Annotated in this window: 27 protein-coding genes; 15 read left to right on the forward strand and 12 right to left on the reverse strand. The window is 67.5% G+C overall.

Annotated elements, in window-relative coordinates; genetic code table 11:
* Positions 1-98 precede the first annotated feature (98 nt).
* Positions 99-449 (forward strand): metallopeptidase family protein, encoded by a 351-nt coding sequence (locus BST42_RS28270; RefSeq protein WP_083123028.1) that lies wholly within the window; start codon positions 99-101, stop codon positions 447-449.
* 6 nt (positions 450-455) lie between these two features.
* Here BST42_RS28270 and BST42_RS28275 read toward each other — a convergent pair whose 3' ends face one another.
* From BST42_RS28275 to pheA, 6 genes are all read right to left on the reverse strand, one after another.
* Entirely contained in the window at positions 456-1199 is a 744-nt protein-coding gene (locus tag BST42_RS28275) for a hypothetical protein (protein WP_083123029.1), read from the reverse strand.
* Positions 1196-2416, reverse strand: a complete 1221-nt coding sequence (locus BST42_RS28280) for a zinc ribbon domain-containing protein (RefSeq protein ID WP_083123030.1) — start codon at positions 2414-2416, stop codon at positions 1196-1198. The genes BST42_RS28275 and BST42_RS28280 overlap by 4 nt, the downstream gene beginning before the upstream one ends.
* A complete protein-coding gene (locus BST42_RS28285; protein WP_083123031.1) occupies positions 2413-4020 on the reverse strand; it encodes a S53 family peptidase in 1608 nt (535 codons plus the stop codon). The genes BST42_RS28280 and BST42_RS28285 overlap by 4 nt, the downstream gene beginning before the upstream one ends.
* A 42-nt stretch (positions 4021-4062) precedes the next feature.
* Entirely contained in the window at positions 4063-4323 is a 261-nt protein-coding gene (locus BST42_RS28290) for a hypothetical protein (RefSeq protein WP_083123032.1), read from the reverse strand.
* A 415-nt stretch (positions 4324-4738) separates the two neighbouring features.
* Positions 4739-5425, reverse strand: coding sequence for a histidine phosphatase family protein (locus BST42_RS28300; protein ID WP_083123034.1), 687 nt, complete (start codon positions 5423-5425; stop codon positions 4739-4741).
* On the reverse strand, positions 5422-6342 hold the full coding sequence (pheA, locus tag BST42_RS28305; protein ID WP_083123035.1) for a prephenate dehydratase: 921 nt from the start codon (positions 6340-6342) through the stop codon (positions 5422-5424). The genes BST42_RS28300 and pheA overlap by 4 nt, the downstream gene beginning before the upstream one ends.
* Before the next feature lie 95 nt (positions 6343-6437).
* Between pheA and BST42_RS28310 the strand changes: the two genes are divergently transcribed.
* The 3 genes from BST42_RS28310 to BST42_RS28320 all read left to right on the forward strand — a co-directional run bounded on the left by BST42_RS28310 (position 6438) and on the right by BST42_RS28320 (position 9267).
* Entirely contained in the window at positions 6438-7208 is a 771-nt protein-coding gene (locus tag BST42_RS28310) for a DUF2470 domain-containing protein (protein ID WP_083123036.1), read from the forward strand.
* Positions 7209-7292: 84 nt separating this feature from the next.
* A complete protein-coding gene (locus BST42_RS28315) occupies positions 7293-7994 on the forward strand; it encodes a CPBP family intramembrane glutamic endopeptidase (protein ID WP_083123051.1) in 702 nt (233 codons plus the stop codon).
* A 22-nt stretch (positions 7995-8016) separates the two neighbouring features.
* Positions 8017-9267: an LCP family protein gene (locus BST42_RS28320; RefSeq protein WP_435406078.1), complete on the forward strand. Its 1251-nt coding sequence runs from the start codon at positions 8017-8019 to the stop codon at positions 9265-9267.
* On the opposite strand, the gene BST42_RS28325 is transcribed toward BST42_RS28320, so the two are convergent.
* Both BST42_RS28325 and BST42_RS28330 read right to left on the reverse strand, forming a co-directional pair.
* Positions 9258-10085: a glycerophosphodiester phosphodiesterase gene (locus BST42_RS28325; protein ID WP_083123037.1), complete on the reverse strand. Its 828-nt coding sequence runs from the start codon at positions 10083-10085 to the stop codon at positions 9258-9260. The genes BST42_RS28320 and BST42_RS28325 overlap by 10 nt on opposite strands.
* 4 nt (positions 10086-10089) lie before the next feature.
* Complete coding sequence (locus tag BST42_RS28330; RefSeq protein WP_083123038.1) at positions 10090-11142, reverse strand: DUF4328 domain-containing protein; 1053 nt, start codon at positions 11140-11142, stop codon at positions 10090-10092.
* Between the two features lie 514 nt (positions 11143-11656).
* Between BST42_RS28330 and BST42_RS29780 the strand changes: the two genes are divergently transcribed.
* The 4 genes from BST42_RS29780 to BST42_RS28345 all read left to right on the forward strand — a co-directional run bounded on the left by BST42_RS29780 (position 11657) and on the right by BST42_RS28345 (position 14310).
* The gene (locus BST42_RS29780; RefSeq protein WP_165760953.1) at positions 11657-11818 is read left to right on the forward strand and encodes a hypothetical protein; all 162 of its coding nucleotides are present in this window, start codon (positions 11657-11659) and stop codon (positions 11816-11818) included.
* A gap of 147 nt (positions 11819-11965) precedes the next feature.
* Complete coding sequence (locus BST42_RS28335; RefSeq protein WP_083123039.1) at positions 11966-12499, forward strand: peptidase; 534 nt, start codon at positions 11966-11968, stop codon at positions 12497-12499.
* 298 nt (positions 12500-12797) lie between these two features.
* Positions 12798-13586, forward strand: a complete 789-nt coding sequence (locus tag BST42_RS28340) for a TMEM165/GDT1 family protein (RefSeq protein WP_083123040.1) — start codon at positions 12798-12800, stop codon at positions 13584-13586.
* A gap of 325 nt (positions 13587-13911) precedes the next feature.
* Positions 13912-14310 (forward strand): hypothetical protein, encoded by a 399-nt coding sequence (locus BST42_RS28345; protein WP_036346519.1) that lies wholly within the window; start codon positions 13912-13914, stop codon positions 14308-14310.
* Positions 14311-14354: 44 nt separating this feature from the next.
* Here BST42_RS28345 and BST42_RS28350 read toward each other — a convergent pair whose 3' ends face one another.
* The 3 genes from BST42_RS28350 to BST42_RS29460 are packed head-to-tail and all read right to left on the reverse strand — an operon-like array spanning position 14355 to position 17044.
* The gene (locus tag BST42_RS28350; RefSeq protein WP_083123041.1) at positions 14355-15500 is read right to left on the reverse strand and encodes a hypothetical protein; all 1146 of its coding nucleotides are present in this window, start codon (positions 15498-15500) and stop codon (positions 14355-14357) included.
* Positions 15497-15988 (reverse strand): ImmA/IrrE family metallo-endopeptidase, encoded by a 492-nt coding sequence (locus BST42_RS28355; RefSeq protein WP_083123042.1) that lies wholly within the window; start codon positions 15986-15988, stop codon positions 15497-15499. The genes BST42_RS28350 and BST42_RS28355 overlap by 4 nt, the downstream gene beginning before the upstream one ends.
* A 42-nt stretch (positions 15989-16030) precedes the next feature.
* Positions 16031-17044, reverse strand: a complete 1014-nt coding sequence (locus BST42_RS29460; RefSeq protein ID WP_133057530.1) for a hypothetical protein — start codon at positions 17042-17044, stop codon at positions 16031-16033.
* A gap of 170 nt (positions 17045-17214) precedes the next feature.
* Here BST42_RS29460 and BST42_RS28365 point away from each other — a divergent pair, with 170 nt between their 5' ends.
* From BST42_RS28365 to rraA, 5 genes are read left to right on the forward strand one after another with little or no spacing between them, the layout of a single operon-like run.
* A complete protein-coding gene (locus BST42_RS28365) occupies positions 17215-17871 on the forward strand; it encodes a DUF6474 family protein (RefSeq protein WP_083123044.1) in 657 nt (218 codons plus the stop codon).
* Positions 17871-18563 carry a YcnI family copper-binding membrane protein gene (locus tag BST42_RS28370; protein WP_083123045.1) on the forward strand — a complete coding sequence of 231 codons (693 nt, stop codon included), beginning with the start codon at positions 17871-17873 and terminating at the stop codon, positions 18561-18563. The genes BST42_RS28365 and BST42_RS28370 overlap by 1 nt, the downstream gene beginning before the upstream one ends.
* Positions 18560-19069 carry a copper resistance CopC family protein gene (locus tag BST42_RS28375; protein ID WP_083123046.1) on the forward strand — a complete coding sequence of 170 codons (510 nt, stop codon included), beginning with the start codon at positions 18560-18562 and terminating at the stop codon, positions 19067-19069. Before BST42_RS28370 ends, BST42_RS28375 begins: the two co-directional genes overlap by 4 nt.
* A 55-nt stretch (positions 19070-19124) precedes the next feature.
* A complete protein-coding gene (locus BST42_RS28380) occupies positions 19125-19607 on the forward strand; it encodes a hypothetical protein (protein ID WP_083123052.1) in 483 nt (160 codons plus the stop codon).
* A gap of 2 nt (positions 19608-19609) precedes the next feature.
* Positions 19610-20092, forward strand: coding sequence for a ribonuclease E activity regulator RraA (rraA, locus tag BST42_RS28385; protein ID WP_083123047.1), 483 nt, complete (start codon positions 19610-19612; stop codon positions 20090-20092).
* Here the strand turns inward: rraA and BST42_RS28390 are convergent.
* On the reverse strand, positions 20089-21558 hold the full coding sequence (locus BST42_RS28390; RefSeq protein WP_083123048.1) for a flavin-containing monooxygenase: 1470 nt from the start codon (positions 21556-21558) through the stop codon (positions 20089-20091). The two genes, rraA and BST42_RS28390, sit on opposite strands and share 4 nt — an antisense overlap.
* Positions 21559-21635: 77 nt before the next feature.
* Here BST42_RS28390 and BST42_RS28395 point away from each other — a divergent pair, with 77 nt between their 5' ends.
* Both BST42_RS28395 and BST42_RS28400 read left to right on the forward strand, forming a co-directional pair.
* Entirely contained in the window at positions 21636-22277 is a 642-nt protein-coding gene (locus BST42_RS28395) for a TetR/AcrR family transcriptional regulator (protein ID WP_237159630.1), read from the forward strand.
* A 56-nt stretch (positions 22278-22333) separates the two neighbouring features.
* On the forward strand, positions 22334-24679 hold a 2346-nt coding region (locus tag BST42_RS28400; protein ID WP_083123049.1), incomplete at its 3' end, for a penicillin-binding protein.

Consider the following 24679-nt stretch of genomic DNA (forward strand, 5'->3'; position numbering starts at 1 on the left):
CCCGCCGACGCGCCGCCCATGGACGGCCCTCCGGCTCCGGCCGCTCCCGCGGGCCCGCCGCCCGGGCCCGCCGACGTCCCCATTCCCCCGCCGGCCTAGTGCCCGTCCGGATGGATCCGGCGCGGTTCGAGGAATTGGTCGGTGACGCACTGGATCTGATTCCGCCCGGGCTGGCCAAAGCGATCGACAACGTCGTGATCATGGTCGAGGATCACCACCCCGACGACCCGGACTTGCTCGGCCTCTACGAAGGAGTCGCGCTGACCGAGCGTGATTCGAGCTACGCCGGCTCACTTCCCGATACCGTCACGATCTATCGCGAACCGCTGCTGGACATGTGCGACACCGAAGCCGATGTGGTCGAGGAAGTGGCGATCACGGTAATCCACGAGATCGCGCACCATTTCGGCATCGATGACGATCGATTACACGAATTAGGTTGGGGCTGAATGACTTCAGCGCGGCGGGTCACCCTGCCAGGCGAAGCTGTTGACGTACTTGCCCATATCCTGGGCGATCTGCAGATTGGCGCCTGACGGTAGGCCGGGACCGAAATCGGGACCGAATGCGTGGTACGGGCCGACAGCGCCGGCCACCAGCGCCAGATCGTTCTTGACCGCCACCAGCAGAACGGTGCGGATGCGAATGTAGCTGTTGGATGTGCCCTGCGGCCAGGTATCGGCGACCTCGCCGTAACCGGGTTGATAGCCGACCATCGCGTTGGGGATCTCGTAGGCGATCTTCGCATCGGGGAACTTCTGCTTCAGCAGATCGCGGGCTATGGTCTGCGGGTCACGACCTCGTGCCGGTTCGGAAAACAGTTGCAGCACACCAGTATCCCCGCCAGTGAACTTCGCGGTCACACCGTTTCCTGCGGTCGAGACCTCATAGGCCGAATTCGTTGTCGGGTACGACACCGAAAACGATCCGTCCGCCGCGGTGAAGCGGGGGAGTCCCGTGACGGGCGTGCCCATCGGCGGGGCACCGCATTCGGGCGGACACATGTAGCGCGGCACCTTTTTGGTGACCGACAGAGACACCCCGACCAGAATCAATGCGACGACGACGATCCCGGCCGTCCAAATACCCACTGTGCGACTGAATTTGGGGCGCCGCACTTCCGGAGCGACGTAGAGGCCGGCCGGCAGCGCGTAACCGACGAACTTCTCCTCGCCGGAAGCGGCCGAGGATGCGGTCACGTCCCCTCCGCGGCGACCTGCCGAACCGGACGCACCTCACGCCGCTCATGTCGCGACGCACGCGACGACGCTCGGGTGGCCGCGCCGCACGCCGGGCAGAACGCCATGTCAGGGACCACGTGCTGACAGTGGATGCACAGCAGCGGCTCGTCCAGCTCGATCGGATCGTGCGCTTCGTGAAGAAGCGCGAGCTGCAACGCGATTCGCAGCAGAACCAGAACGACCAACGTCATGACGACGTGGACGGTCAGCATCCGGAGCTGTTCCATCCCCATGATGTCGGTGATCGCGACCCCGGTGTGGATCACCACGACCACGATCGCCAGCGCGAACAGCACGGCGCGGAGCCGCCCGGGATGCTCGTGCGGGTTGGAGTTCTGGCCCTTGAACCACAAGGCGATACCGATCATCCCGCCGGCCACGGCGGCGGTCAGCGGAATCGTCACGCCGCACAGCAGCGCCTCGACGAGCAGGCCCTTCATCGGACGACTGCGCGCCAACAGCCCGGTGGCGAACTGTGGGGCCAGCCGGGTCAGCGTGGCACCAGCGGCGAACATCAGCGCGGACAGTGCCCCGACGACGAATCCGTCCAACGACTCTCGCGAGTTTGGCCGCAGCAGCCGTACCAGGACCGTGGGCACCAGCATCAGGATCATCCCGCCTGCGGGGATGATCATGCCTTCACGCACGAGGTGGTGGATCGCCATGCCCGCGGCCATCGGCACGCCGTAGGCGCGGGCCACCATCTGACCCGTCAACAGCGTCCACCCCACCCCGAGCGCCGCGCCCAGCGTGCCGGCGAACAGCATTGCCCAGGTGGACATGTCGCGGTACACGGCTGATTCGGCGAGGTACAGCACGAACAACAGCGGCAGCCCGAGCGCGGCGACGGTGATCAACGCCGCGGGCATCTTCACCACGGCGAACAGGACGAGCCCCACCAGCACCAGTGCCAGCCCCACCCGGAACGGTGTCCGGGACCGCTGCGGCAGATGCGGGAACAGTGAGCTGGCGATCGCGGGCATCAGCACGCTCTCCCCCGGCGATGCGCCGAACGTGTCGCCGCGCAGCCGGTCCAGCCACCGCGGTCCGCGGTGGGGTTCGTCGGACGCGTGCGCGCCGCAGTAGCCGCAGAACGCCCCGGCGGGGACGTCGATCTGACAGACCCGACATTCCATCGTCGGCACGTCGTCGATGCCGTTCTCCGGCGAACTCATCCGACCACCTTCTGGGTCACAAGAATATTCTGCGCCAGGTTCTCGACATTGGGTGTCCCCAGCCCGGTCACCAGGTCATATCCCGGTCCGGCGTTGGCCACCGCGTTACCGCCGAGCACGACGTCACGAAAGGCGGGCAGCGGCGTGCCCTGGGCGATCGTGTAGAGCACCGGATTGATGTTGCCGATCAGTGAGCCGCCCTTGTCGACCACGAACTGGTTCATCAACGCGGTCAATCCGGCCCAGATGGGGGCCGCCAGCGAGGTGCCGCCGCCGACGATCACCTGCTGGTTGAACACGATCTGCACTCCGGTGAACGGGTCGGCGACGGCCGCGATATCGGGGGTCAGCCGCTTGCCGTCACCTTTGGGGGCGCTGAGGTGCTGCTGCCACTCCGGGCGCTCGAAGAGCGCCGATACCCCGCCGCCGGTGCCCTGTGAGAGCGGCGCGTCGAACCAGGACTGCTCGGCCAGCCAGTCCCCCTTGTCGTCGGTGGACACCGTCGTACCGCCGACGTCGGTCATCTCCGGCATCGACGCCACGGCGTCCAATCCGACGTCGTTGTCACTCGGCGGTGACGACCATTCGTCGCCACCCTTGCAGTCAAGCCCGGCCAGGTCACCGCTGGCATCGAAAGCGGTTGTGCCCGAACGATGCGCGGACGTCAATGCCGCGCGCACCGGTACCAGGTCGGCGGCGGTGATGAGCTTGTCGCAACCCCAACCGATGGAGAAGCTCCACACCGCGCCCGGGTAGGTGCGTTCGGTGTCCTCCATGAGTTTGGCGATCTTCTCGTAGGAGCCGTCACCCTCGACGGTGGGACGCGCATTGACCAGCACCTTCTTGGCATCCGGGGCGATCGCGTGGATGGCCTCGAGGTCCATGGTCGCCTCGCCGCGCCGCGCCGACGGCATGCCGCCCACCACATCCGGCGTGAACTTCGGCAGGTTGAACATCGTCGCGAAGGTGTCGAGATCGGCTTGGTCGAAGCCGTCGAACGCGAACACCACGACCGTGGTGCCCTTGCCGGTGTAGCCCTTGTCGTGCAATGGCATTGCGTTGTAGGTGCGCAGCAGTGCGCTGGGGCTCAGCCCTTGGTCGGGCACCTCCAGCGGCAGCATCCAGACCTTGGACTCTCGGTGCGGCGTGTAGCCGAGGATGCGGCCCAGGCCGGCGACCTCCACGCTGAGCGACTGAGGTACCGACGGCTGCTGGGGTGAGGCGTAGAACACCTGGCCCCTCTTGCCCCGGTAGTCGTGAACGTCGACATCGAATGCACCGGATACCGCGTCGGGCGCACCTTCGAGGATCGCCCAGCTGTCACCGGGGCGCCAGCGCACTGAAAGGTTCTGTTGGACAGCCCATCCCATCAATAGGTCGGGCCGAGAATCATCACGCAGCGCAGCGGTCAGCTGAACGTGATCGGTGCGCGCCGGGCCGAGGTCGACCGAACTGGCGAGCAGAGACGCGTACGGGCCGCTGATCGCACCGATGTCGGCGGGTGCCGGTGGACGGTGTAGATCAGCGACCAGTACTACGGCAGCGGTCAGAACTCCGAGCAGCCCCACCGCGGACAGCGCCCGGAGGCGATTGACCCCGATCACTGTCGGCGGAGGGTGGCTGCGGACGGATACCGACCGAACGGCTTAGTTACCGCCGGTGATGACGTTGCCGGGCAGCGCGGTCGGCGCGGGCGGAGCCTTGACCGTCGGCGTGAAGGAGTTGGGGCCACCGGGCGCCACTGCCTTCTCCGTGGGCGACGGCGCGGGAGCGCTGGTGGTGGTCGGCGTGGTGCTTTCCGGCGCCTTTTCCTTGTCCTTACCGCAAGCGGTCAGCGTGCCCATACCGACAATCGCGAGGCCGCCAGCGAAAAGCGCAATCTGCCGAGTCAAACGACCTGACATCATGATCAGTCCTTACTTCAGTATTGCCGGGGTTGATCGTCGAATTGCTGGCTGGCCCGGCAGTTAACCAGCCCACCCCCGAAGGGCCGAGGACACTCAAGATATCTCACCACGCCAGCTATTGCATAGCTAATTTCGCGACGGGCGAAAATTAGCTTGCTGACGTCAGCGTGGCAACCACGCCGTGTCGGACCGCAGTGCTATGAACGAACCATGGAATCGAGTTGCCGAGAATGCGCTGCTGGCCTGGCACATTGCCACGGTACCTTGATCGTCCACGAGCTGCATCGCGGCGAGTGCACGGAGCCGGATTGCGACGGGCCCGAGCTGGTACTTCACTTGTTGGTAATCGATTGCGACGCAGTCGGGTGCGCCTGCTCTCAGCAAACGAGTCACCCGTTGGCTGTGTGAGGTCTTCTCAGCCCATCGGATCGATGGATTCGAGGGCATCCTCGATCGGATGTGCGTCGGGCTCCGGGTAGAACGGCGGGCTGAGCGATCCCCACTGCACGCAGCTCCACCGGCCGTCGGTGATCGGCGCCAAGACCACCGACTCGGCGTTGGCCAGATGATGGTCGAGCACGAAACTGCTTTCCACCCCCGCCAAAGTCGCGGCGATCAGCCGGATCGCCGCCCCATGACTGACCACGACGATGTCGTCGGTCCAGGCATGGTCGTCCAGGTAGCGCAACCTCAGATCCGTGATCGACGGTAGGTAGCGCTCCAGCACATCGTTGGCGCTCTCACCGCCGGGCATGGGCACCGCGAGTTCCCCTTGATGCCAGCGCTGGTAGATGGCATTGAACTCGGCAATCGCATCGTCGTCGTTGCGGTTCTCGAGTTCGCCCGCCTGCACCTCGTGGATGCCCTCGAATTCCTCGGCGGACAGCCGAAACTGCGCACCGATCTCCTCGGCGGTCTGAGCGGCCCGCCGGGCGACCGAGTGCACCAGGAGTCCGGGACGGCGACCGCGGGACAACGCGAACTCGCGCGCCTGTTCCCGGCCCAGGTCGGTCAGGTCCGCACCGGGCGGACGGGTGTCGAGGCGGCGTTCGACGTTGCCGTGCGATTGCCCGTGCCGCAGCAGAATCAGCCGCCCACTCATGTCGGGTCACCTTCCCGCAGCCGGATCAGCCAGCGATCCGCTTCGTCCGGTTGCGGCGGCGTCGCACCGGCCGCCGATTCGGTCGGCCACGATCCCAGGAAGCGCACGTCTGCGCAGCGGCGGTGCAGCGCTTTGAGCGCCTCGGCCACGGCGGAGTCGTCGATGTGGCCGACGCAATCCAGGAAGAACACGTAGGTGCCCAATTCGATTCGGGTGGGCCGGGATTCGATCCGGGTCAGGTCGATGTCGCGGATGCCGAACTCGGTCATCGCCGACACCAGTGCCCCGGGCGTGTTGTCGATCCGCAACACCACCGACGTGCGGTCGGCTCCGGTGCGCGGTGGCGGCGGGCCGGGCCTGCCGACCAGGACGAACCGCGTCCGGGCGTTGGGCTCGTCGACCACACCGTCGGCCAGCGTGCCCAGCCCATAACGTTGCGCGGCCAGCGCCGTGCTGACACCGGCGTCGGCGCGGCCGGCGGCCACCTCCTGGGCGGCGGCCGCGTTGGAGTGGGCCGGAACCAGTTCCGCGTCCGGCAGATTTTCACTCAACCAGCGACGCACCTGCGCGGCGGCGATCGGAAACGCCGCAACGGTCCGTACGGCTGCACGGTCCTGGCCGTCACGCACCACGATGCTGAACGCCACATCCAGCGTGAGCTCCGCGTAGATCTGCAGCGGAACACCCGTCGCGAGGCTGTCCAGGGTCGGCAGCACGCTTCCCTCGATCGAATTCTCGATCGGCACGCAGGCGAAATCCGCCGTACCGGCCCGGACGGCCGCCAATGCCGCCGGGGTGCTGTCTGTCGGCTCGGGCTGCGCGGCACCGTCACCCGGGACGACACCGGCCGCACACATTTTGAGCAGCGCCGCTTCGGTGAACGTGCCCTCGGGACCGAGGTAGGCGATGCGGGCCACGGTTCAACCCTATCGGTTCCGTCTCGCGGGAAAGCCTTGCGCGACCCCACGTCGGTAGTTAACTTAGGCTTACCTCACTAACTGGAAGGTGCGCGATGACCTCAGCGACGCTCACAACACCAACCACCGCCGAACGCGTCCGCAGTGCCTGTGCGCGTGCGGCCGGCGCGATGCTGGTCGCCGACGACGTCGCCCCCGCCACTACGCCCCTGCATCACCTGCTGCCCGGCGGTTCCTTCGCGGTCAGCCTGGACGCCGACTCAGCGCTGGCGACCCGGGCCCGCTGCGCCGGTACCGACGGCATCGCCGCGGTGCTCGAGCTCACCGACTACGCCCCGCTGCCGTTGCGGGAGCCGGTGCGTTCGCTGGTATGGATCCGCGGACGAGTCCAGAGCGTGCCCGGTCACGCGGTACGCACGATGGTCGACATGATCGCGACCGACCACCCCAACCCGGCACTGCTGGACATCGGGTCCGGGCAGGCGCTGTTCCTGCTCGAAGTGGAGTCGGTCGTTGTCGCCGATGCCGCAGGCGCCGAAACCGTCGGTCTGCACGAATTGCTGACGGCGCAGCCGGATCCGTTCTGCGAGTTCGAATCGGCCTGGCTGCGTCATCTGGACAACGACCATCCCGAGGTGCTCGCGAGACTGGCCGGCAAGCTGCCTGCCCAATTACGCCGCGGGCGGGTGCGTCCGCTCGGTCTTGATCGCTACGGGGTGCGGCTGCGCGTGGAGGGCACCGACGGCGATCACGACGTCCGCCTGCCCTTCAGCGCCCCGGTGCACGACGTCCCCGCGCTGGGCCGCGCGATCCGCCTGCTGATGGGCTGCCCGTTCGTCAACGGGCTGCGCGCCCGCCGCATGTAGGGCCGTTACCGTGTCGGGGTGACCACCGCCCGCGACGACTTCCTCGCCACCGACCGGCGCGGGCTGCGCATCGAAATCGGCGTCATGCTCGCTGTCACGTTCGGTGTCAGCGCCGTCACTGCGATCCTGCAGTTGCTCGACGGTGTCCTGTCCGGATTGGCTGGGCGCCGAGTTCGGTTGAATCCCAACCTGTCTCGTTACGACCTGATCAATCTCGGCCTGAATCTGGCCTCCGTCGCCCAGCTGGTGGCCTGGGGCGCGCTCGGCCTGTATCTGTTGTGGCGCACCGGAACCAGTCCGGCACGACTCGGGCTCGGCCGGGTGCGCTGGCGTTCCGACATCCTGGGCGGTCTGGGCCTGGCGGCACTGATCGGCATTCCCGGTCTGCTGCTGTATCTCGCCGCGCGCTGGTTGGGGATGAACGCCCAGGTCGAGCCGTCAGCACTGCACGACACCTGGTGGCGGATCCCGGTACTGATCTTCTCCGCGTTCGCCAACGGGTTCGCCGAGGAAGTAGTGGTGGTCGGGTACTTGATCACCCGGTTGAAGCAACTGGGGTTCAGCCAGAACAGGGCGATCCTGGTATCCAGCGTTCTGCGCGGGATGTACCACCTCTATCAGGGGTTCGGAGCGGGCCTCGGAAACCTGGTGATGGGCCTGGTCTTCGGCTATACCTGGTGCCGCACGGGGCGGTTGTGGCCGTTGGTGATCGCTCATGGCCTCATCGACACCGTCGCCTTCGTGGGTTATGTCGCACTCGCCGGTCATGTTGGCTGGCTCAAGTGAGTGCGACACGTAAATTGACCTGGTGAGCGACGACTGGCGGCCGCGCCCCGCGCCGGATCCGCCGACCGAGCGGATACCGCGTGCCACACCGCCGCGCCGTGAGCCCTCCGAGGTGATCCGCCGCGAACCCGGCTATCGGCCACCACCACCTCCGCCACGCCAGGCACCGCCTCCCCCGCCCCGCCAGTCACCACCACGCCAGTCACCACCGCGCCAGGCACCGCCACCTCCACCTCGGCGACCTCCACCTCCCCCGGCCGCGGCGCGCCCACCGGTTCCACCACCGGCCGCCACGGCGCCGCCCAAGCGCAAGAAGCGTTGGGGCCGAAGAATTTTCGCCACACTCACGATCATCGTGCTGCTCGCGGTCGGCGGGCTGGTCGGTGGTGCCGTCTGGATCGACACCGCACTGCGCCGGGTCACCGTGTTCGACTATGCCGACCGGCCGGCAGCCGGTGCGGGTACGACGTGGCTGCTGGTCGGATCCGACAGCCGGGCGGGTCTGACCCCCGAGCAACAAGCCCAGCTCGCGACCGGCGGAGACCTCGGCAACGGCCGGACCGACACCATCCTGGTGGTTCACATCCCGGGGCTGGGCTCCGGCGCACCGACCACGCTGGTCTCCCTGCCACGCGACTCCTACGTGAACATCCCGGGCCACGGCAAGGACAAGATCAATGCCGCGTTCGCCGAGGGTGGCGCGCCGCTGCTGGCACAGACCGTCGAAGAAGCGACCGGGCTACACCTCGACCACTACGCCGAAGTGGGTTTCGACGGTTTCGCCGTGGTAGTCGACGCGCTCGGCGGTGTCGACGTCTGCCCGGCCGACCCGATCGACGATCCGCTGGCCGGGATCACCTTGCCCGCGGGCTGCCAGACCCTCGACGGAAGCAAGGCGCTGGGCTACGTACGCACCCGGGCGACGCCACGGGCCGACCTGGACCGGATGGTGCATCAGCGCGAGTTCATGGCCGCCGTGATGCACCGGGCGAGCAGTCCTCTGGTGTGGCTCAATCCGTGGCGCTGGTACTCGGTGCCCAAAGCCGCCGTCGGATCGCTCACCGTCGACAGCGGCGACCACGTCTGGGATCTGGCCCAGCTGGGCTGGGCGCTGCACGGCTCGACCACCGCGATCACGGTGCCGATCGGCGAGTTCACCGGAAACGACTCGGGCTCGGTGGTGGTGTGGGATTCCGACGCCGCCGACCAGCTGTTCCAGGCGCTGCGCACCGATTCGGCCATCCCGAAGTCGGTGCTCGACGCTCAGCCCTGATCGCCCGGGACCGCCAGCGGGTTCTGCAGCCAGGCTTTGGTCCGGCCCGGATGGTTGGTGGCGATCCAGCCGACGCCGAGGTCGCGGCAGTACCCGACGTCCTCGTAGTGATCGACCGTCCAGCAGTACATGGCCCGTCCCTGGGCGGCCGCGCGGTCGACCAGCTCGGGATGCTCGCGCAGCGTGGTGATGGACGGCCCGACGGCTGTGGCCCCGACGGTGGTGGCGGCGCTACCGCCCAGATAGCGCGATGTCTCCCCCAGGAGCACCGTCGGCAGCAGCGGTGCGGCACGCCGGATCCGCCAGACCGCCGCCGCCGAGAACGACATCACCACCGCGCGGGACAGATCCGCGGAGGCCGGCGCGGCGATCCCGTAGCGATGCAGCAGGGCCAGCACCTTGCTCTCCACCAGACCGCCGTAGCGCACCGGATGCTTGGTCTCGATGAACATCTTCACCGGCCGGTTCCAGTCCAGAACCAGCCGGACGAGGTCGTCGAGGGTGAGCAGCCCGGTCCCCTCCGGCGGCCTGTCGGAGTCGGCGCTGCTGTGCCAAGCACCCCAGTCGAGGCGTTTGAGCTCGGCGAGTGTCATCTCGCTGACCAGACCCGTGCCGGTCGAGGTGCGATCCACTCGCCGGTCGTGCACGCACACCAGATGACCGTCGCGCGTCAGGCGGACATCGCACTCAACTCCGTCGGCACCTTCGGCCAGCGCGAGCTCGTAGGCGGCGAGGGTGTGCTCGGGGCAGTCGGCCGACGCGCCCCGGTGGGCCACCACGAAGGGGTGCCCGCCGTGCGGTTCACCGGCCGAGTGCATAGGCCTATGCTGCCGGTTCCCGTTGGTCTGTCTCAACCGCTGGCGGCGTTTCCGATTCGACGGGCCCCGGCTGATCCGCACTGGGCCGGCATTGTCCGACCATCACCCACCGGTGCAGCGGCCGTTCGACCGGCTTACGCACGAAGGCGTTGAACACCTGCCACAACAACACCAACACCGCCGCACCCAGCAGGTAGGCGATGACGACCGTCACGGTGTTGTCGGCGATTCCCTGCGGCTTGGTGGTGAAGCTGGTGGCGATCCCGAAGATCGACACCGCGGTCGACAGCACCCACGCGATCCACCAGGCGGCGATGGGTCCACGCAGCCGGGCCTGCGACTGTTCGGCGTGGGCAAGTTCGATGACGTACACCGGCGCCCACACCAGATTGACGATCGGCACCAGACAGCCGACCCACAGCGCCCAGGCCGGCCGCGGATCGTCCTGTCCCAGGTGCGCATAGACCGCCGCGCGGCGGGTGATCAACCACCACGCCATAACGGCCCCGGTCAGGATCACCGACACGATGGCGGCCAGACTGAGCAACACGCCGAGCCAGAGCGCCGCGCCGGCAACCAATGGGGGCAGTAGCGTCGTCCGATTGATCAGCAGCAACACATAGCGAACGATGTGGATCGCCGCGGCCAGGCCGAAGATGGCGATCGCCGACAGCAGCGCTGCGCGCACGGTGACGAGCGCCGGCCCTTCTTTCGCTTTGGCCTCGCCTTCCAGGAGGGCCTGCGGAGGATTGTCGGCGAGCCCCCAGCGCGGGATGTAGGCGTAGCGCGGCGTCGGTCCGAGATGACGACGACGACGGCGCGGCGGCGGGGGCGGCCCAGGCCTGACCGCTATCCAGCGGAATCCCGACGGCAGCCGGGGCGCGCCGGTCTGCGGCGCAGGGGAACGCGTCGGCGGATGTGTGGTGGCGCCCGGGCTCCAGCGCGGATCCGGTGGAGCGGTCGGTGCCAGCAGGGCGCCGTTGCAGCGGGGGCACCAGGCGCGCTGGCGGTCGCGCACGTTCCACCGCGTTCCGCATTGGGAGCACACCTGAATCACGCGGACCAGCCTAGCGAGCGCGCGCGCAAGTCGGAGCGACCCGGCAGACCACCGTCGAGCCGGAATTGTGGCACGCAGTGCATGTTCGGCCTTCTGGGACGTGCAGCAATGATCGGCTATCCACAGTTTCCACAGGTTTATCCACAGCCCGCTACGCCGGTCAATGGGCGTTGAGCGCACCATCTCGCTATGGAGACGGGCAGTATCTGTGGATAACAGCGCAGCCGTCGAGCGCGCTGATCAACAACTTGGTTACGGACGAGCGAAATCGGTTGGCACGCTAACCGTCCGATTCCGCGCCGCGACGCGCCGCACGACACGCCGACACGTTTCGACCAACTGTGATTTTCGATACCCCGCCCCGCGAAACTCCAAACAGAATTTTTGGCCGCGCTGGTCAAGACGGTGGGCCAATTTTCCTACCGCTACAGATGGGGTTATGATCGCGCTCACAGTTAACCTGTGACGATTTTCACTAGGGGCGGTAGTTGAACATGCTGGTCAGGACGGTTTGATGGCGTATCAGCAGCCATACCGGGCACAATCCGGGTCGCAGCAGTCGCACTGGTATGCGCCGTCCGCGACCTGCAACCGCTCGTACATGCTGGCCGCGTTGCGCGCCGGCGTCATCGCCCTCGTGCTGCTGGGCATCCTCGCCCTGATCGTTCTGTTCTGAGCTCGCGTCCGGGCGCTTGCGCCCGAGGGCGATTTCTCTGTCGTTAGCACTCGTGTCCGCTTGCGTGCCACGCGCTACGTGCCGCATCCTGAATCGAACCGACCCACTGTCGAGTCGCACTGGCATACCGAGTGTCGCGGAGGCGAGATGGAAAATGGTTCCGGGCGTTCGGTCGAAGTCGCCCCATTTCATTCTCGTGGTGCCCTCAAGGGCTTTGTCGTCTCCGGCCGCTGGCCGAACTCGACCAAAGAGTGGGCGCAGCTTCTGATGGTCGCCGTGCGGGTCGCATCGCTGCCCGGATTGCTGTCCACGACAACGATTTTCGGTGTCCGGGAAGAACTGCCCGACAAACCGCAGCCGGGCACCGTCGGCCTGGTGCTTGCCGAGGGCACAGTGGTCGGTGAATCTGCTGTTCCGCCAGGGCATTTCGCCGACCGTCAGCCGCCGGCACTTCTGATGCTGCATCCCCCATCGGAGACCACGCCGTCACTGCCGGAGTGCACGGGTGCGGCGTCGGGCTGCGTTCTGTTGCCCGGCATTCCACATCTGGGCCTCGAACACCGTGCCGCCTGGGTCGAGGCGGAATCCGATGGCACCATCACCGGCATGGTCAGCCGGGTGGGCGTGGACCCGATCAGCCATCCCGACACGGCGATTCTGGCGATGTTGCTGGCCGCTTAGCGTTGTGAGGGCACCCGAACTTTCTGGCACGGTGCCCCAAAGTTATTGCTGCGGTTAGGCTTTCGTGTATCAGGAGTTGCGGGCATCGCGTAGCGGCACGTAGAGTTGGCGCCAGCGAAGGGGAGTAGCCCCCAATCGGACAATCGACATACTGGCCCGGCATGCATCGCGGGCCCGGTTGTCCGGCCGGCGCACTTTTACCGGTGGGCGAGACCTTCGGCCGTTACACCGTTAGTGGTTGTCGGCCGGAGGCGTCTGTACCGCCCCTGGCAGCAGCCACCCGATCGAGGAGTCTCGGGTGCTTGCCGCACTGATCCTGAGTTTCGCCGTCATCTTCGTCGCCGAACTGGGCGACAAGTCGCAGCTGATGGCTATGACCTTTGCCCTGCGCCATCGCTGGTGGGTGGTGCTGTCCGGCATCACCGTGGCGACCACGGCGGTGCACCTGATCTCGGTCGCCGTCGGGCACTACCTCGGCGCGGCCCTGCCCACGCACCTACTGGGCATCCTCGCCGGCGTCGCCTTCGTCTTGTTCGGTCTGTGGACGCTGCGTGGCGACAAGCTGTCCGAGGACGAGGCAGGCAAGGCCCAACGCAACAGCGCCCCGGCGTTCTTCGCCGTCACCTCAGCGTTCCTGCTCGCCGAGCTCGGCGACAAGACGATGCTCGCGACGATCACCCTGGCCGCCGACCATGACTGGGTCGGCGTCTGGATCGGCTCCACGATCGGCATGGTGGCCGCCGACGCACTGGCCATCCTCGTCGGCGCGCTGGCAGGCAAGCACCTTCCCGAGCGGTTCATCCAGCTCGGCGCGGCGGCGCTGTTCCTCGTCTTCGGCGTGTCGATGTTGATCGAGGGGGCATTCCCGGCGGCATCGGGCATCGTCATCGGGGCGATCTCGGTGGCGGTGGTCGCGGTGGCCGCTGTCGCACTGCGGGCACTGCCGCCCCGTCTACGCCCGGCTGCCCTGCGGCCCGCACCCGAGGTGGCACCGACGCCTGACGATGTCCCCGAGTCGGCGTCGTCAGCGGTCGGTGGCGACGACGGCCGGGCAGCGGCGCCGAGGCCGCCCGCCGGGCCTGCATAAGCGCACTTACAGCAAAGCGGTTTCCGGCAACTGCCCGCTACAGCCTCGGTTGCTCAGGGTACTCTCAGGTTCTTGACTGAGCGATTATCGATCACGCGCTGTGCCAAGAAGCGTCCAACCTTGCGTTTCTTTGCCTAACGCCCCGCTCCGAGCGCCTGTTCACCACGCGATTCGCCCGCGTCGTTGTTTGCCACATCTTCGAAAAAGCACGCGCGCGTCAATTATCTAGTAGTTTGCACTTGGTTGTCGGCGAATGTGTCGCTACGATGATCAGCAAATAAGCCAACGGAAACGACCGCTCCTGGCGCATGTGGAGGTCAAGAAGATGAGCACGACGTTCTCGGCGCGACTGAATCGCCTGTTCGACACGGTGTATCCGCCCGGCCGGGGTCCGCATACCTCCGCGGAAGTCATCGCCGCACTGAAGTCCGAGGGCATCACGATGTCGGCTCCGTACCTGTCCCAGCTGCGTTCAGGCAACCGGACGAACCCGTCATCGACCACCATGACGGCGCTTGCCAACTTCTTCCGTATCAAGCCGGCCTACTTCACCGACGACGAGTACTACGAGAAGCTCGACAAGGAACTGACCTGGCTGGCCAACATGCGTGACGAGGGCGTGCGTCGCATTGCCGCGCGTACCGTCGGGCTGTCCCCGGAGGCCCAGCAGGACATCGTGACCAAGGTCGACGAGCTGCGTCGTCGGGAACACCTCGACGATTAGCCCGCTATTCCCGAACCGGGATAGTCGGCAACGTTGGATCTCTTTCACAGCGCAACGGTCGGCGTGCTCTGATCCAACGCACGGTACTGCCGTGCGATTTCAAGGATCCATTCCCTGTCCGAATAGCTTTCGGGCTGCCCGAGCCAGCTCATTCCGGGGAACCGACCTTGGCCTGCGGGCAGCGCCACGCGCGGTGTGCGACGGCCCGCATGGATCCACTTCGCGATCGCCATCGCCTGCGCGTCGGGGCTCACGCCGGTGCGCTCGACGTCGGCCAGCACATCCACCGTCGCGCTGTCCGACCCACCGGCGCGTAGGTGCTCGGCCATGGTGGCCTCCATGTACAACGCGTCGGAAATCAGGGACAACCGCTCGGCCACCCGGAAAACCAAGGGCCCGCGCGGCCGTTCACCTATCCCGACCTCCGGCTGCCGCCGCTCCAACTCGGTCAGCAGCGGGTCGATGAGACGCAGCTCGCGCCGCCCGCCGAACCAGTCCTCGATCGCGGGCAACAGCGATCCGGCCGCCACGATCGCCATCGCCGCGCCCAGCAGCGTCGCCGCGGTGCCCACGCCGACCAGGCGCGAGGTGCCCACCGCCCGGATCAGAAAGAACGCGGTGGCCGCGACCAGCAGTGCGATTCCGAGAGTGAACACGAACAGTGCGCGACCGCGGCGGGTCCGATTGGAATGGCGCATCCCCGCCCACAGCACCAGCGTGAAGGCCAGCATCACGTACAGCAGCGGCAACAGCCACGGCAGCGAGGTACTCGTCGATCCGAGATTGCGTCGCAGATATTCCTCCGGCGACATCTCCGGCTGCTGACCGGACAGGAAGAACAACACCAGGCTCGCGACACCGATCACTGCGGCCACGGCGTATTGGACGGCGGCGATGCGGCGGACGGCGGCGGGGCTACGCGTCGACGCGACGCTGGTGATCATCACGCAGCTGCCCGCCGCGCAGCCGATCAGCGCCAGCTGGCTCAGCCCGATCGAGATGTTCGACCAGTGCAGGGCGCTGTCGATCAACAGGGTCAGCGGTGGCCAGTTCAACGCGGCGACCGCGGCCAGGCTGCCCAGGGCGAGGATCATCGCGGAGCTGACCACCGACTGCTTGTTGACCAGTGCCCACCCGATGCGCAGGCCGGTGGCCATCCCGAGCAGACCGGCGATCAACCAGACGATCAACCAAACGCCTCTCCGAGGCGAACTTGCACGATCGACGACCTGTCCGACGGCGACCGGCCCAGCCGGTACAGCAGCAGGGCGGCGAAATCCTCAGCCTCCTGCTCGATGTCCTCTCCCCCGGGTCCCATGCACCCCGTCCGCTGGTTGAGCATGTACCCGATGAGGTCGTCGCTGGCCAGCTCGGCGACATCGCGGGCGGCCTCGGTGACCGGAATCCCGTAGTGCCCGAGCACCAGGTGCCCGAGTTCGTGCGCCAGCGTGCGGTCCCAGGTCGGCAGGCCGTTCTGGATCATGAATACGTCGTGATCCGCGTATTGGCGCCACTGGCCGCACACACCGGGCGGCAGGTCGGCCATCGTGACCTCGATGGGACGGCCCCGGTCGGCGCTGACGGCGGCCACCAGCCGGGTCAGGGAGATCTCCCCCTGGCGGGGTGCGAGGTCAAGGACATCGTTGACCGCAGTCGTGACGCGGCGACTGGCCGACATCTCGTCCCCCTTCCCCGACGGCGGGTTGCGATGCGAACTGCGCTACTGCATGAACCGCGTCGTCCCGGCGGCCCGTACGAGATGGCCGGCCTTCGCCTGGCGGTATCCGAGAAATCCGCCGAGTCCGGTAAGAGCGAGGAGCCCGGCGAAGCCGGGTAAGGCTACCGCCGCGACCTCGCCGATCTTGGCATCTTGGAGGTATTTCGGATAGCCAACCCTAGACGACGGCGGCACTTCTGTACCGGCTCCCGCGGACGTGGCGGGTGGCCGTTCGCGCGTCGACGGGGATTCCCTCCCGGGGCCGCTGCGCGGGGCCGGCTCGGAGCCCGGACCGACCGGACGCAGCGGAACCTCGAGCACCGGAGGCAGTCCGATCAGCGGCGGCATCGTGATGGGTGGCGGCGTCAATCCACTCGACTCCACCGCGCCGCTGTCGGCACTGACCACGGGCGGCTCCCCTGGCTCGCCAGGCTCCCCGGGCGGCGGAATCGTCCGTGGAGCGGCGTCGATGAGGCCTCCGCTCCCGCCACCGCCGCCACCGACCTCGGGCGGCGGGGCGATACGTGCGCTCGGCGGCGCCTCGACGCCGACCCCGTCTCCTGTTGCGGCCCGCGGCCAGTGCAACGGCGGCAGCGGGGGTAGCGGAGGTAATGGCGGGAGCACGATCGGCGGGAGGTGCGGTAGCGGCAGACACGGCCAGTTCGACGGTCCACCGGGATCACCGGGATGCCAACCGCCGCCCGGAATTTGGCCGGCCGGGGCGAGGACCCGGCGTGGGCCGTTCGCGACGCCGCTGCCCGGCCGGTCTGTGCCCGAGGTGATGCCACTGCCGCGCGGTCTGTGCGGCCCGTTGTGTCGACGGCTGTTGTCCGGCCTGCCGGTCGGCGAGGTGTTGCTGTCCGGGCCTGGCTTAGCCCCTTGCTCGCCGTCACTGTTACCGACCGTGCCAGGGCCGGCAGCCGCCGGCGTCGCCGCGAGCATGGCCCCGCCACCGCAGAGCAAACCGCAGGCGATCACCCAGCTAATCGCTGCGGCGCCGATCGGCGAGCGGTTCACGACGTTCCTCGAGTTAGCGGCGCAGGTCGGCGCCGGGTCTGGCGGTTCGGGATCATTGTGGCATATCCGCAGGTCGTGACAGGCCCCGTTGAGCCGGGCGATAGGGTTAGCTGACCCGATCGCGAGCGCGTCTCGCCGATCGCCGACGACCTACTCGGGAGGCATCAGGTATGGGCCTGTTCACCAAGCGCAAAAGCCGTGCGACGCGCCGCGCGGAGGCTCGCGCGATCAAGGCCCGCGCCAAGCTCGAGGCCAAGCTGTCGGCCCGCAACGAGGTCCGCCGGATCAAGGCCGCCGAGCGCTCCGAGAACAAGGTGCTCAAGGCTCAGCTGAAAGCCGCGCGCGACTCCGACCGGGCGGCGGTGAAAGTCGCCGAGGCGCAACTAAAGGCGGTCCGGGAGGGCAAACTTCTGTCGCCCACCCGGGTGCGGCGGGCGCTGACGGTGTCGCGGCTGCTCGCCCCGGTCATCGTCCCGGTGGCCTACCGCGCGGCGATCGCTGCCCGAGGCATGATCGATGAGCGACGTGCCGACCGTCTCGGCGTCCCGCTGAGTCAGCTCGGGCAGTTCTCCGGCCAGGGCGGCCAGCTGTCGGCTCGCATCGCCGGCGCGGAGAACTCGCTGCGGATGGTTGCCGAGAAGAAGCCCAAGGACGCCGAGACCAGGCAGTTCGTCGCCGCGATGACCGAACGGCTCAACGCCCTGTCGGCGGCCATCCCGGCCGCGGAGAACATGCCTGGACAACGCCGCCGCGATGCGCACGCCGCGATCGCCGAGCAGCTCGACGGAATCGACGCCGATCTGATGGCGCGCCTCGGCGTGCTGTGATGGCACGCCATCAGATGGTGACCCGTGCGCTGACCTTGGCCACCCTCTTGACCCTGAGCTCGTGGACGGTCGCGGCGACCGCAGGCGCGCACGTCCATGTCGACGCCGATCACGCCGTGCGTGGCGACTACGCGCTGGTGACCTTCCAGGTTCCCAATGAATCCGAAAAGGGCGTTCCGACAACGAAAGTCACGATCACGCTGCCCAACGTCGCATCGGCGAGCACCGATGTGATGGCGGGCTGGACCGCCACCCTGGACCGCGACCCGGCGAGCGGTGCCTATCGCTCCGTGACGTTCACCGCGGCACCGAACGCCGGCATCGGCGTCAGCCAGTTCGAACTGTTTCCGGTGTCGATCAAACTGCCCGACGCCGATTCGGTGTCGTTCCCGGTGGCGCAGACCTACGCCGACGGCACGACGGTGAACTGGGACCAGCCGCCCCTGCCCGGCGGTGCTGAGCCTGACTATCCGGCCCCGGTCTTGCCGCTGGCCGCCGGCCCACGCGAACCGGAGGAGCACCACGCGACACCACCGGCCACCGCCAGTCCCTCGGTGAGCGCCGCGCCCACGGCCGACGCGCAAGCCCCTCCGCGCGGCGGTGCCGACAACACTGCGCGGGCACTGGCCGGCGGTGCGCTGCTGGTGGCCGCGATCGGGGTCGGCGTCGCATTGGCCCGCCGGCGAACATGACCGCGCTGCGGCGGGTGGTCGCCATGGCGGTGCTGATCACCGCGATGGCGATGGGCGGCACGGCGGTGGCGTGGGCGCACGCCACGCGGGTGTCCGCCGACCCGGCGCCGGACGCGGCGCTGTCCACCGCACCGACGCGTATCACTGCGACCTTCAACGAACAGCTGCAGAGCGATTTCGCCGCGATGACCGTGGTGGGCCCCGACGGAAACCTGTGGTCCGACGGGACGCCGCAGGTCCAGGGCGCCACCGTCAGCGTCGGGGTGCGCCCCCTCGGCCCGGCCGGGTCCTACACAGTGAACTACCGGGTGACCTCGGCCGACGGCCACGTGGTGTCCGGCTCCTGGGCGTTCACCATGACCGTCGCCGGCAGCGGCGCCCCTGGCCCGTCGGCAACGGCGTCGACACCGGCCGCGGACCGCGCGCTGCCGGTCTGGCCGTTCGTCGCCGGTGCCGTGGCGGTCATCGCCCTCGGGGTGATCTGGTCGCGGCTTCGCCGCACGTGACCCTGGCATGATGGGTGCCACTGCCGGCGACGAGTTACGAAGAGGAGCGCATCTGATGGCAGACGCGCAGGACCTGCCCGACGAGAGTCGCGACGCCACACCGCCGGGGCCGCCGCCTCCGGAGACGGCTCCCGAAAAGGCTGTTGCCAAGAAGCAGCCGGCCAAAAAAGCACCAGCGAAGAAAGCGGTGAAGAAGGCACCGGCCAAGAAGGCGCCCGCGAAGGCCGCCGAACCGGCCAAGAAGGCGCCCGCGAAAAAGGCCCCGGCGAAGAAGGTGGCCCCGCCGCCACCGGAACCGGTTGCCGATGCCGCCCCGACCGTTGCGGGTAACGGCTCCGCGCCGCTGACCGAGGGTGCCCGGGCCGCGGCCTACAGCGCCAAGGCATCGGTGGAACAGGCCACCGACCCGGTATCCACCCCGGCGATCGTGCCGGCGCCGGAATCCTCGCGCTCCCCCCTGCCGTTCGCGGTGGCCTTCGCCGCGACGGTGCTGATCGCCCTGCTGGTGCGCCGGCTGCGCCAGCGGAACGCGGAGTGAGCGTGGCGGTCGACTTTCGTCCCACCGCCGATCTGGTCGACGACATCGGCCCGGACGTCCGCAGCTGCGACGTTCAGTTCCGGCAGTTCGGCGCCAACACCGAATTCGCCGGACCGATCAGCACGGTGCGCTGCTTCGAAGACAACGCGCTGCTGAAGTCGGTGCTCTCCGAACCCGGCGACGGCCGGGTCCTGGTGATCGACGGCGATGCCTCGGTGCACACCGCCCTCGTCGGAGACGTGATCGCCGAGCTGGGTCGCTCCAACGGCTGGACCGGTCTCATCGTGCACGGCGCGGTCCGCGACGCATCGACATTGCGGACCCTCGAGATCGGCATCAAGGCACTGGGCACCAATCCCCGCAAGAGCACCAAGACCGGCGCCGGCGAACGCGATGTGCCGGTCAGCTTTGGCGGCGTCACCTTCACGCCCGGCGACATCGCCTACAGCGACGACGACGGTATCGTCATCACCTCGGCGGATTAAACGCCCACGGCGACACGGTTTTTGGTGAAGCTCAGCGCGTCGTCGGCGACTTTGCCATGCCGGATCAGCCGTAGGTCCAACAGGTAGTTCTGCTTCAGCCGCCACGGCGCGCGGGAGCCCGCCTTGGGCAGCCGGTCCAGTGCCCGCAGCACATAGCCCGGCGTGAAGTCCATCAGCGGTCGTTCCTCGATGTCGGCCGACGGCTGACTCGGAGCCACCCGGTCGTACCCGTTGGCATCCATGTAATTGAGGACACGGCAAACGAATTCGGATACCAGATCGGCCTTCAGCGTCCAGGATGCGTTGGCGTATCCGATGGTGAACGCCATGTTGGGCACGCCGGAGAGCATCATGCCCTTGTAGGCCATCGTGGTGTTCAGATCCAGTGCTTTGCCGTCCATGGCGATCTCGGCGCCGCCGAATAATTGGAGGTTCAAACCCGTTGCGGTGACGATGACATCGGCCGCCAGCTCTTGCCCTGACGCGAGCTTGATACCCGTCGCCGTGAAGCGCTCGATGGTGTCGGTGACCACATCGGCCCGGCCCTTGCGGATCGTGCGAAACAGATCGCCGTTGGGCGCCAAGCACAGTCGCTCGTCCCACACCCGGTAGCTCGGCCCGAAATGCTTGTTCACGTCGTAGCCTTCGGGCAACCGGCGCTTCGCCATCGTCATCAGCTGCTTGCGCATGAAGTTCGGGAATCGGCGAGCCAACCTGTACTGCATGGACTGGAACACGATGCTCTTCCACCGGTTGGCCACATAGGCCGGTTTGGCGGGCAACAACTTGTTCATCCGTACCGCGAACGGGTCGACGTCGGGCAGCGATCCGATGTAGGTCGGTGAACGCTGCAGCATCGTGACGTGTTCGGCGCCCGAATTGGCAAGGGCCGGAATGAGAGTCACGGCGGTCGCACCGCTGCCGATGACGACGATCCGCTTGCCGGTGTAATCCAGATCCTCGGGCCAGTGCTGCGGGTGAACGATGGTGCCGGTGAACTCGTCGGCGCCGGGGAACTGCGGCGAGTAGCCCTCGTCGTAGTTGTAGTAGCCGCTGCAGGCGAACAGGAACGAGCAGGTGATGTCCTTCTGCTCGCCGTCCGCCTCGACCCGCACCGTCCACAGGTTGTCGGCACTGGACCACTCGGCGCGGACCACGCGGTGACCGAAGCGGATGTGCTTGTCGATGCCGTACTCGCGCACCGTTTCCTTCAGATACGACATGATCGACGGCCCGTCGGCGATCGACTTCTCCGATGTCCACGGCTTGAACCGGAAGCCCAGGGTGAACATGTCGGAGTCCGACCGGATGCCCGGGTACTTGAACAGGTCCCACGTGCCGCCGAGATTCTCGCGGCGCTCCAGGATCAGGAAGCTCTTGCCCGGGCAGCGGTCCTGCAGATGCCAGGCGGCGCTGATGCCGGAGATGCCTGCTCCCACGATCACCACATCGACGTGTTCAGTCATGGCGGCGACGTTATCAACACCGTGTTGAATAGGTCAACACCCTGTCGAGAAAATCGACACGCTGTAAAGTAACGCTCGTGCCAGCTGTCAGCCCGGCCCGCGTCCGCGGGCGCCGCGCCACCCGCCCGTCCGGCGACGATCGTGAAGCGGCCATCATGGGCACGCTCGAAGAGATGCTCGCCGAACGGCCGTTCGCCGAGATCTCAGTGGACGAACTCGCCAAGGGCGCCGGGCTGTCCCGGCCCACGTTCTACTTCTACTTCCCGTCCAAGGACGCGGTACTCGTGCGACTGTTCACCCGGGCGATCACCGCCTCCGGCCCCGGGCAGCAGCAGGGAGCCGACCCCGGGCAGCCCCGGCAGGCGTGGCGGGACGGCATCTACGCCTTCTTCGATTCGCTGCGTCCGCACCGGGCGGTGGTGCTCGCCGGGCTGGGCGTCATGACCACCAACGCCGAACTCCGTGAGGTCTGGGCGGCCTTCATGACGGGTTGGATCGACTACACGGCGGCACTGATCACCCGGGAACGGGAGCGCGGCGCGGCACCCGACACCATCCCGGCGCGAGACCTGGCGACGGCGCTGAACCTGATGAATGAGCGCGTCGTGGTCGCCGCCCAGGGCACCCAGCAGCCGACGCTGGCCGAGGACGCAGCCCTGGAATCCGTCGCCCACATCTGGATCACCAGCATCTATGGCGGGGCCCCGGACTCGGTTTGATTCCGGCTTCGCATATTCGAATTCGCCGTCCGAGCGGCTGGCCCTAGTCTGGCGGCATGTCGGAGCCACACCCATCGAGGGGTGCCACGGTTGGCAAGCTCGCGTTGTACTGCCTGCTGGCCGGCGTGTTGATGGCGGCCATGTTGTTCCCGCTGGCCGGCGGCGCGGGCATCGTGGTGAACCACGCATCCGACGTGGCGGCGCAGGATTCCGAGCAGTTGATGGAAGGCGAGGTTCCCACGGTCTCCACGATGGTGGACGCCGCCGGGAACCCGATCGCGTGGATCTACGCCCAGCGCCGATGGCCGGTGCCCAGCGACCGAATCGCCGACACGATGAAGCTGGCGATCGTCTCGATCGAGGACAAGCGCTTCGCCGAACACAACGGCGTCGACGTCCAGGGCACCCTGACCGGCCTGATCGGCTACCTCAGGGGCGACCTCGACACCCGGGGCGGGTCGACCATCGAGCAGCAGTACATCAAGAACTACAACCTCTTGGTCAACGCCCAGACCGACGCCGAGCGGCGGGCGGCGGTCGAGACCACACCGGCGCGCAAGCTGCGCGAGATCCGGATGGCGCTGGCCCTGGACCGGGCGATCTCCAAACCCGAGATCCTCACCCGGTACCTGAACCTCGTCTACTTCGGCAATGGCGCCTATGGGGTGCAGGACGCGGCCAAGACATACTTCGGGATCAACTCGACGGATCTGAACTGGCAGCAGGCCGCGCTGCTGGCCGGCATCGTGCAGTCGACCAACGCGCTGAATCCCTACACCAACCCCGAAGCCGCGCTGGCCCGCCGCAACTTGGTCCTCGACACGATGATCGAGAACCTGCCGGACCGGGCCGAGGAGTTGCGCGCCGCCCGTGAGACACCGCTGGGCATCCTGCCGCAGCCGAACTCACTGCCGCAGGGCTGCATCGCCGCCGGCGACCGCGGTTTCTTCTGCGACTACGTGCTGCAGTATCTGGCGCGCGCGGGTCTGTCCAAGGACGACGTGGCGCGCAACGGCTACCTCATCCGTACCACGCTGGACCCGAAGGTCCAGAACAGCGTGAAGAAGGCGATCGACACCGTTGCCAGTCCGCGACTCGACGGGGTGGCCAGCGTGATGTCGGTGATCCAGCCCGGAAAGACCACTCACAAGGTGCTCGCCATGGGCGACAACCGCAACTACGGTCTGCAGCTCGACGCCGGTCAGACGGTTCAGCCGCAGCCGTTCTCGCTGGCCGGCGACGGCGCCGGATCGATCTTCAAGATCTTCACCACCGCCGCCGCCATGGACATGGGCATGGGCACCAGCGCCCAGCTCGAGGTTCCGGCGCAGTTTCAGGGAAAAGGCCTGGGCAGCAGCAATACCCCGGGTTGCCCCAAAGAGACCTGGTGTGTGAAGAACGCCGGCAGCTACCGCAGTCCGATGAGTGTGACGGATGCGCTGGCGCAGTCGCCCAATACCGCGTTCGCGCGATTGATCGGCCAGATCGGGGTGCAGCGTGCGGTGGACATGGCGGTCAAGCTGGGGCTGCGCTCCTACGGTGAGCCGGGAACTGCGCGCGCCTACCAGCCGGACAGCAACGAGAGTCTGGCCGACTTCATCAAACGCCAGAACCTCGGCTCGTTCACGCTCGGCCCCTTCGAGCTGAACGCTCTCGAATTGTCGAATGTGGCAGCCACATTGGCCTCGGGGGGCACCTGGTGCCCACCGAGCCCGGTGGACAAGATCTTCGATCGGCACGGCCGCGAGGTCGCCGTCGAGACGCAGGCCTGCGAGCAGGCCGTGCCCGAGGGGCTGGCCAACACGCTGGCCAACGCCCTGTCCAAGGACGCCACCGGCGGCACCGCGGCCGGCTCAGCCGGTTCGGTCGGCTGGAGCCTGCCGATGTCGGGCAAGACCGGCACCACCGAATCGCACCGCTCCTCAGGCTTTCTCGGCTTCACCAACCGGTACGCCGCCGCCAACTACATCTTCGACGACTCCACCAATCCCGGTGGACTGTGTTCATTTCCGTTGCGCAAGTGCGGGTACGGCAACCTGTATGGCGGCAACGAACCCGCGCGCACCTGGTTCCTGGCGATGAAGCCGATCGCCGAGGACTTCGGCCCGATCGCGCTACCGCCCACGGACAAGCGCTACGTCGAGGGCGGCCCGGGCAGCACGGTGCCGAGTGTGACCAGTCTGAGCTTTGAAGCAGCACGGAAACGCCTGCGGGAGGCCGGTTTCCAGGTCGCGGATCTCCCCACCCCGGTCAACAGCTTCTCCTCGCGGGGTGCGGTCGTGGGGACCACCCCGTCGGGCAAGACCATCCCGGGCTCGATCATCACGATCAACACCAGCAACGGAATTCCGCCCGCGCCGCCGCCGGACCTGGCGCCGCCACCGCCTCCCCCACCGCCGGAC

It is taken from the genome of Mycolicibacterium rhodesiae (genome assembly GCF_002086695.1).
GTDB classification, from domain to species: Bacteria; Actinomycetota; Actinomycetes; order Mycobacteriales; family Mycobacteriaceae; genus Mycobacterium; species Mycobacterium rhodesiae.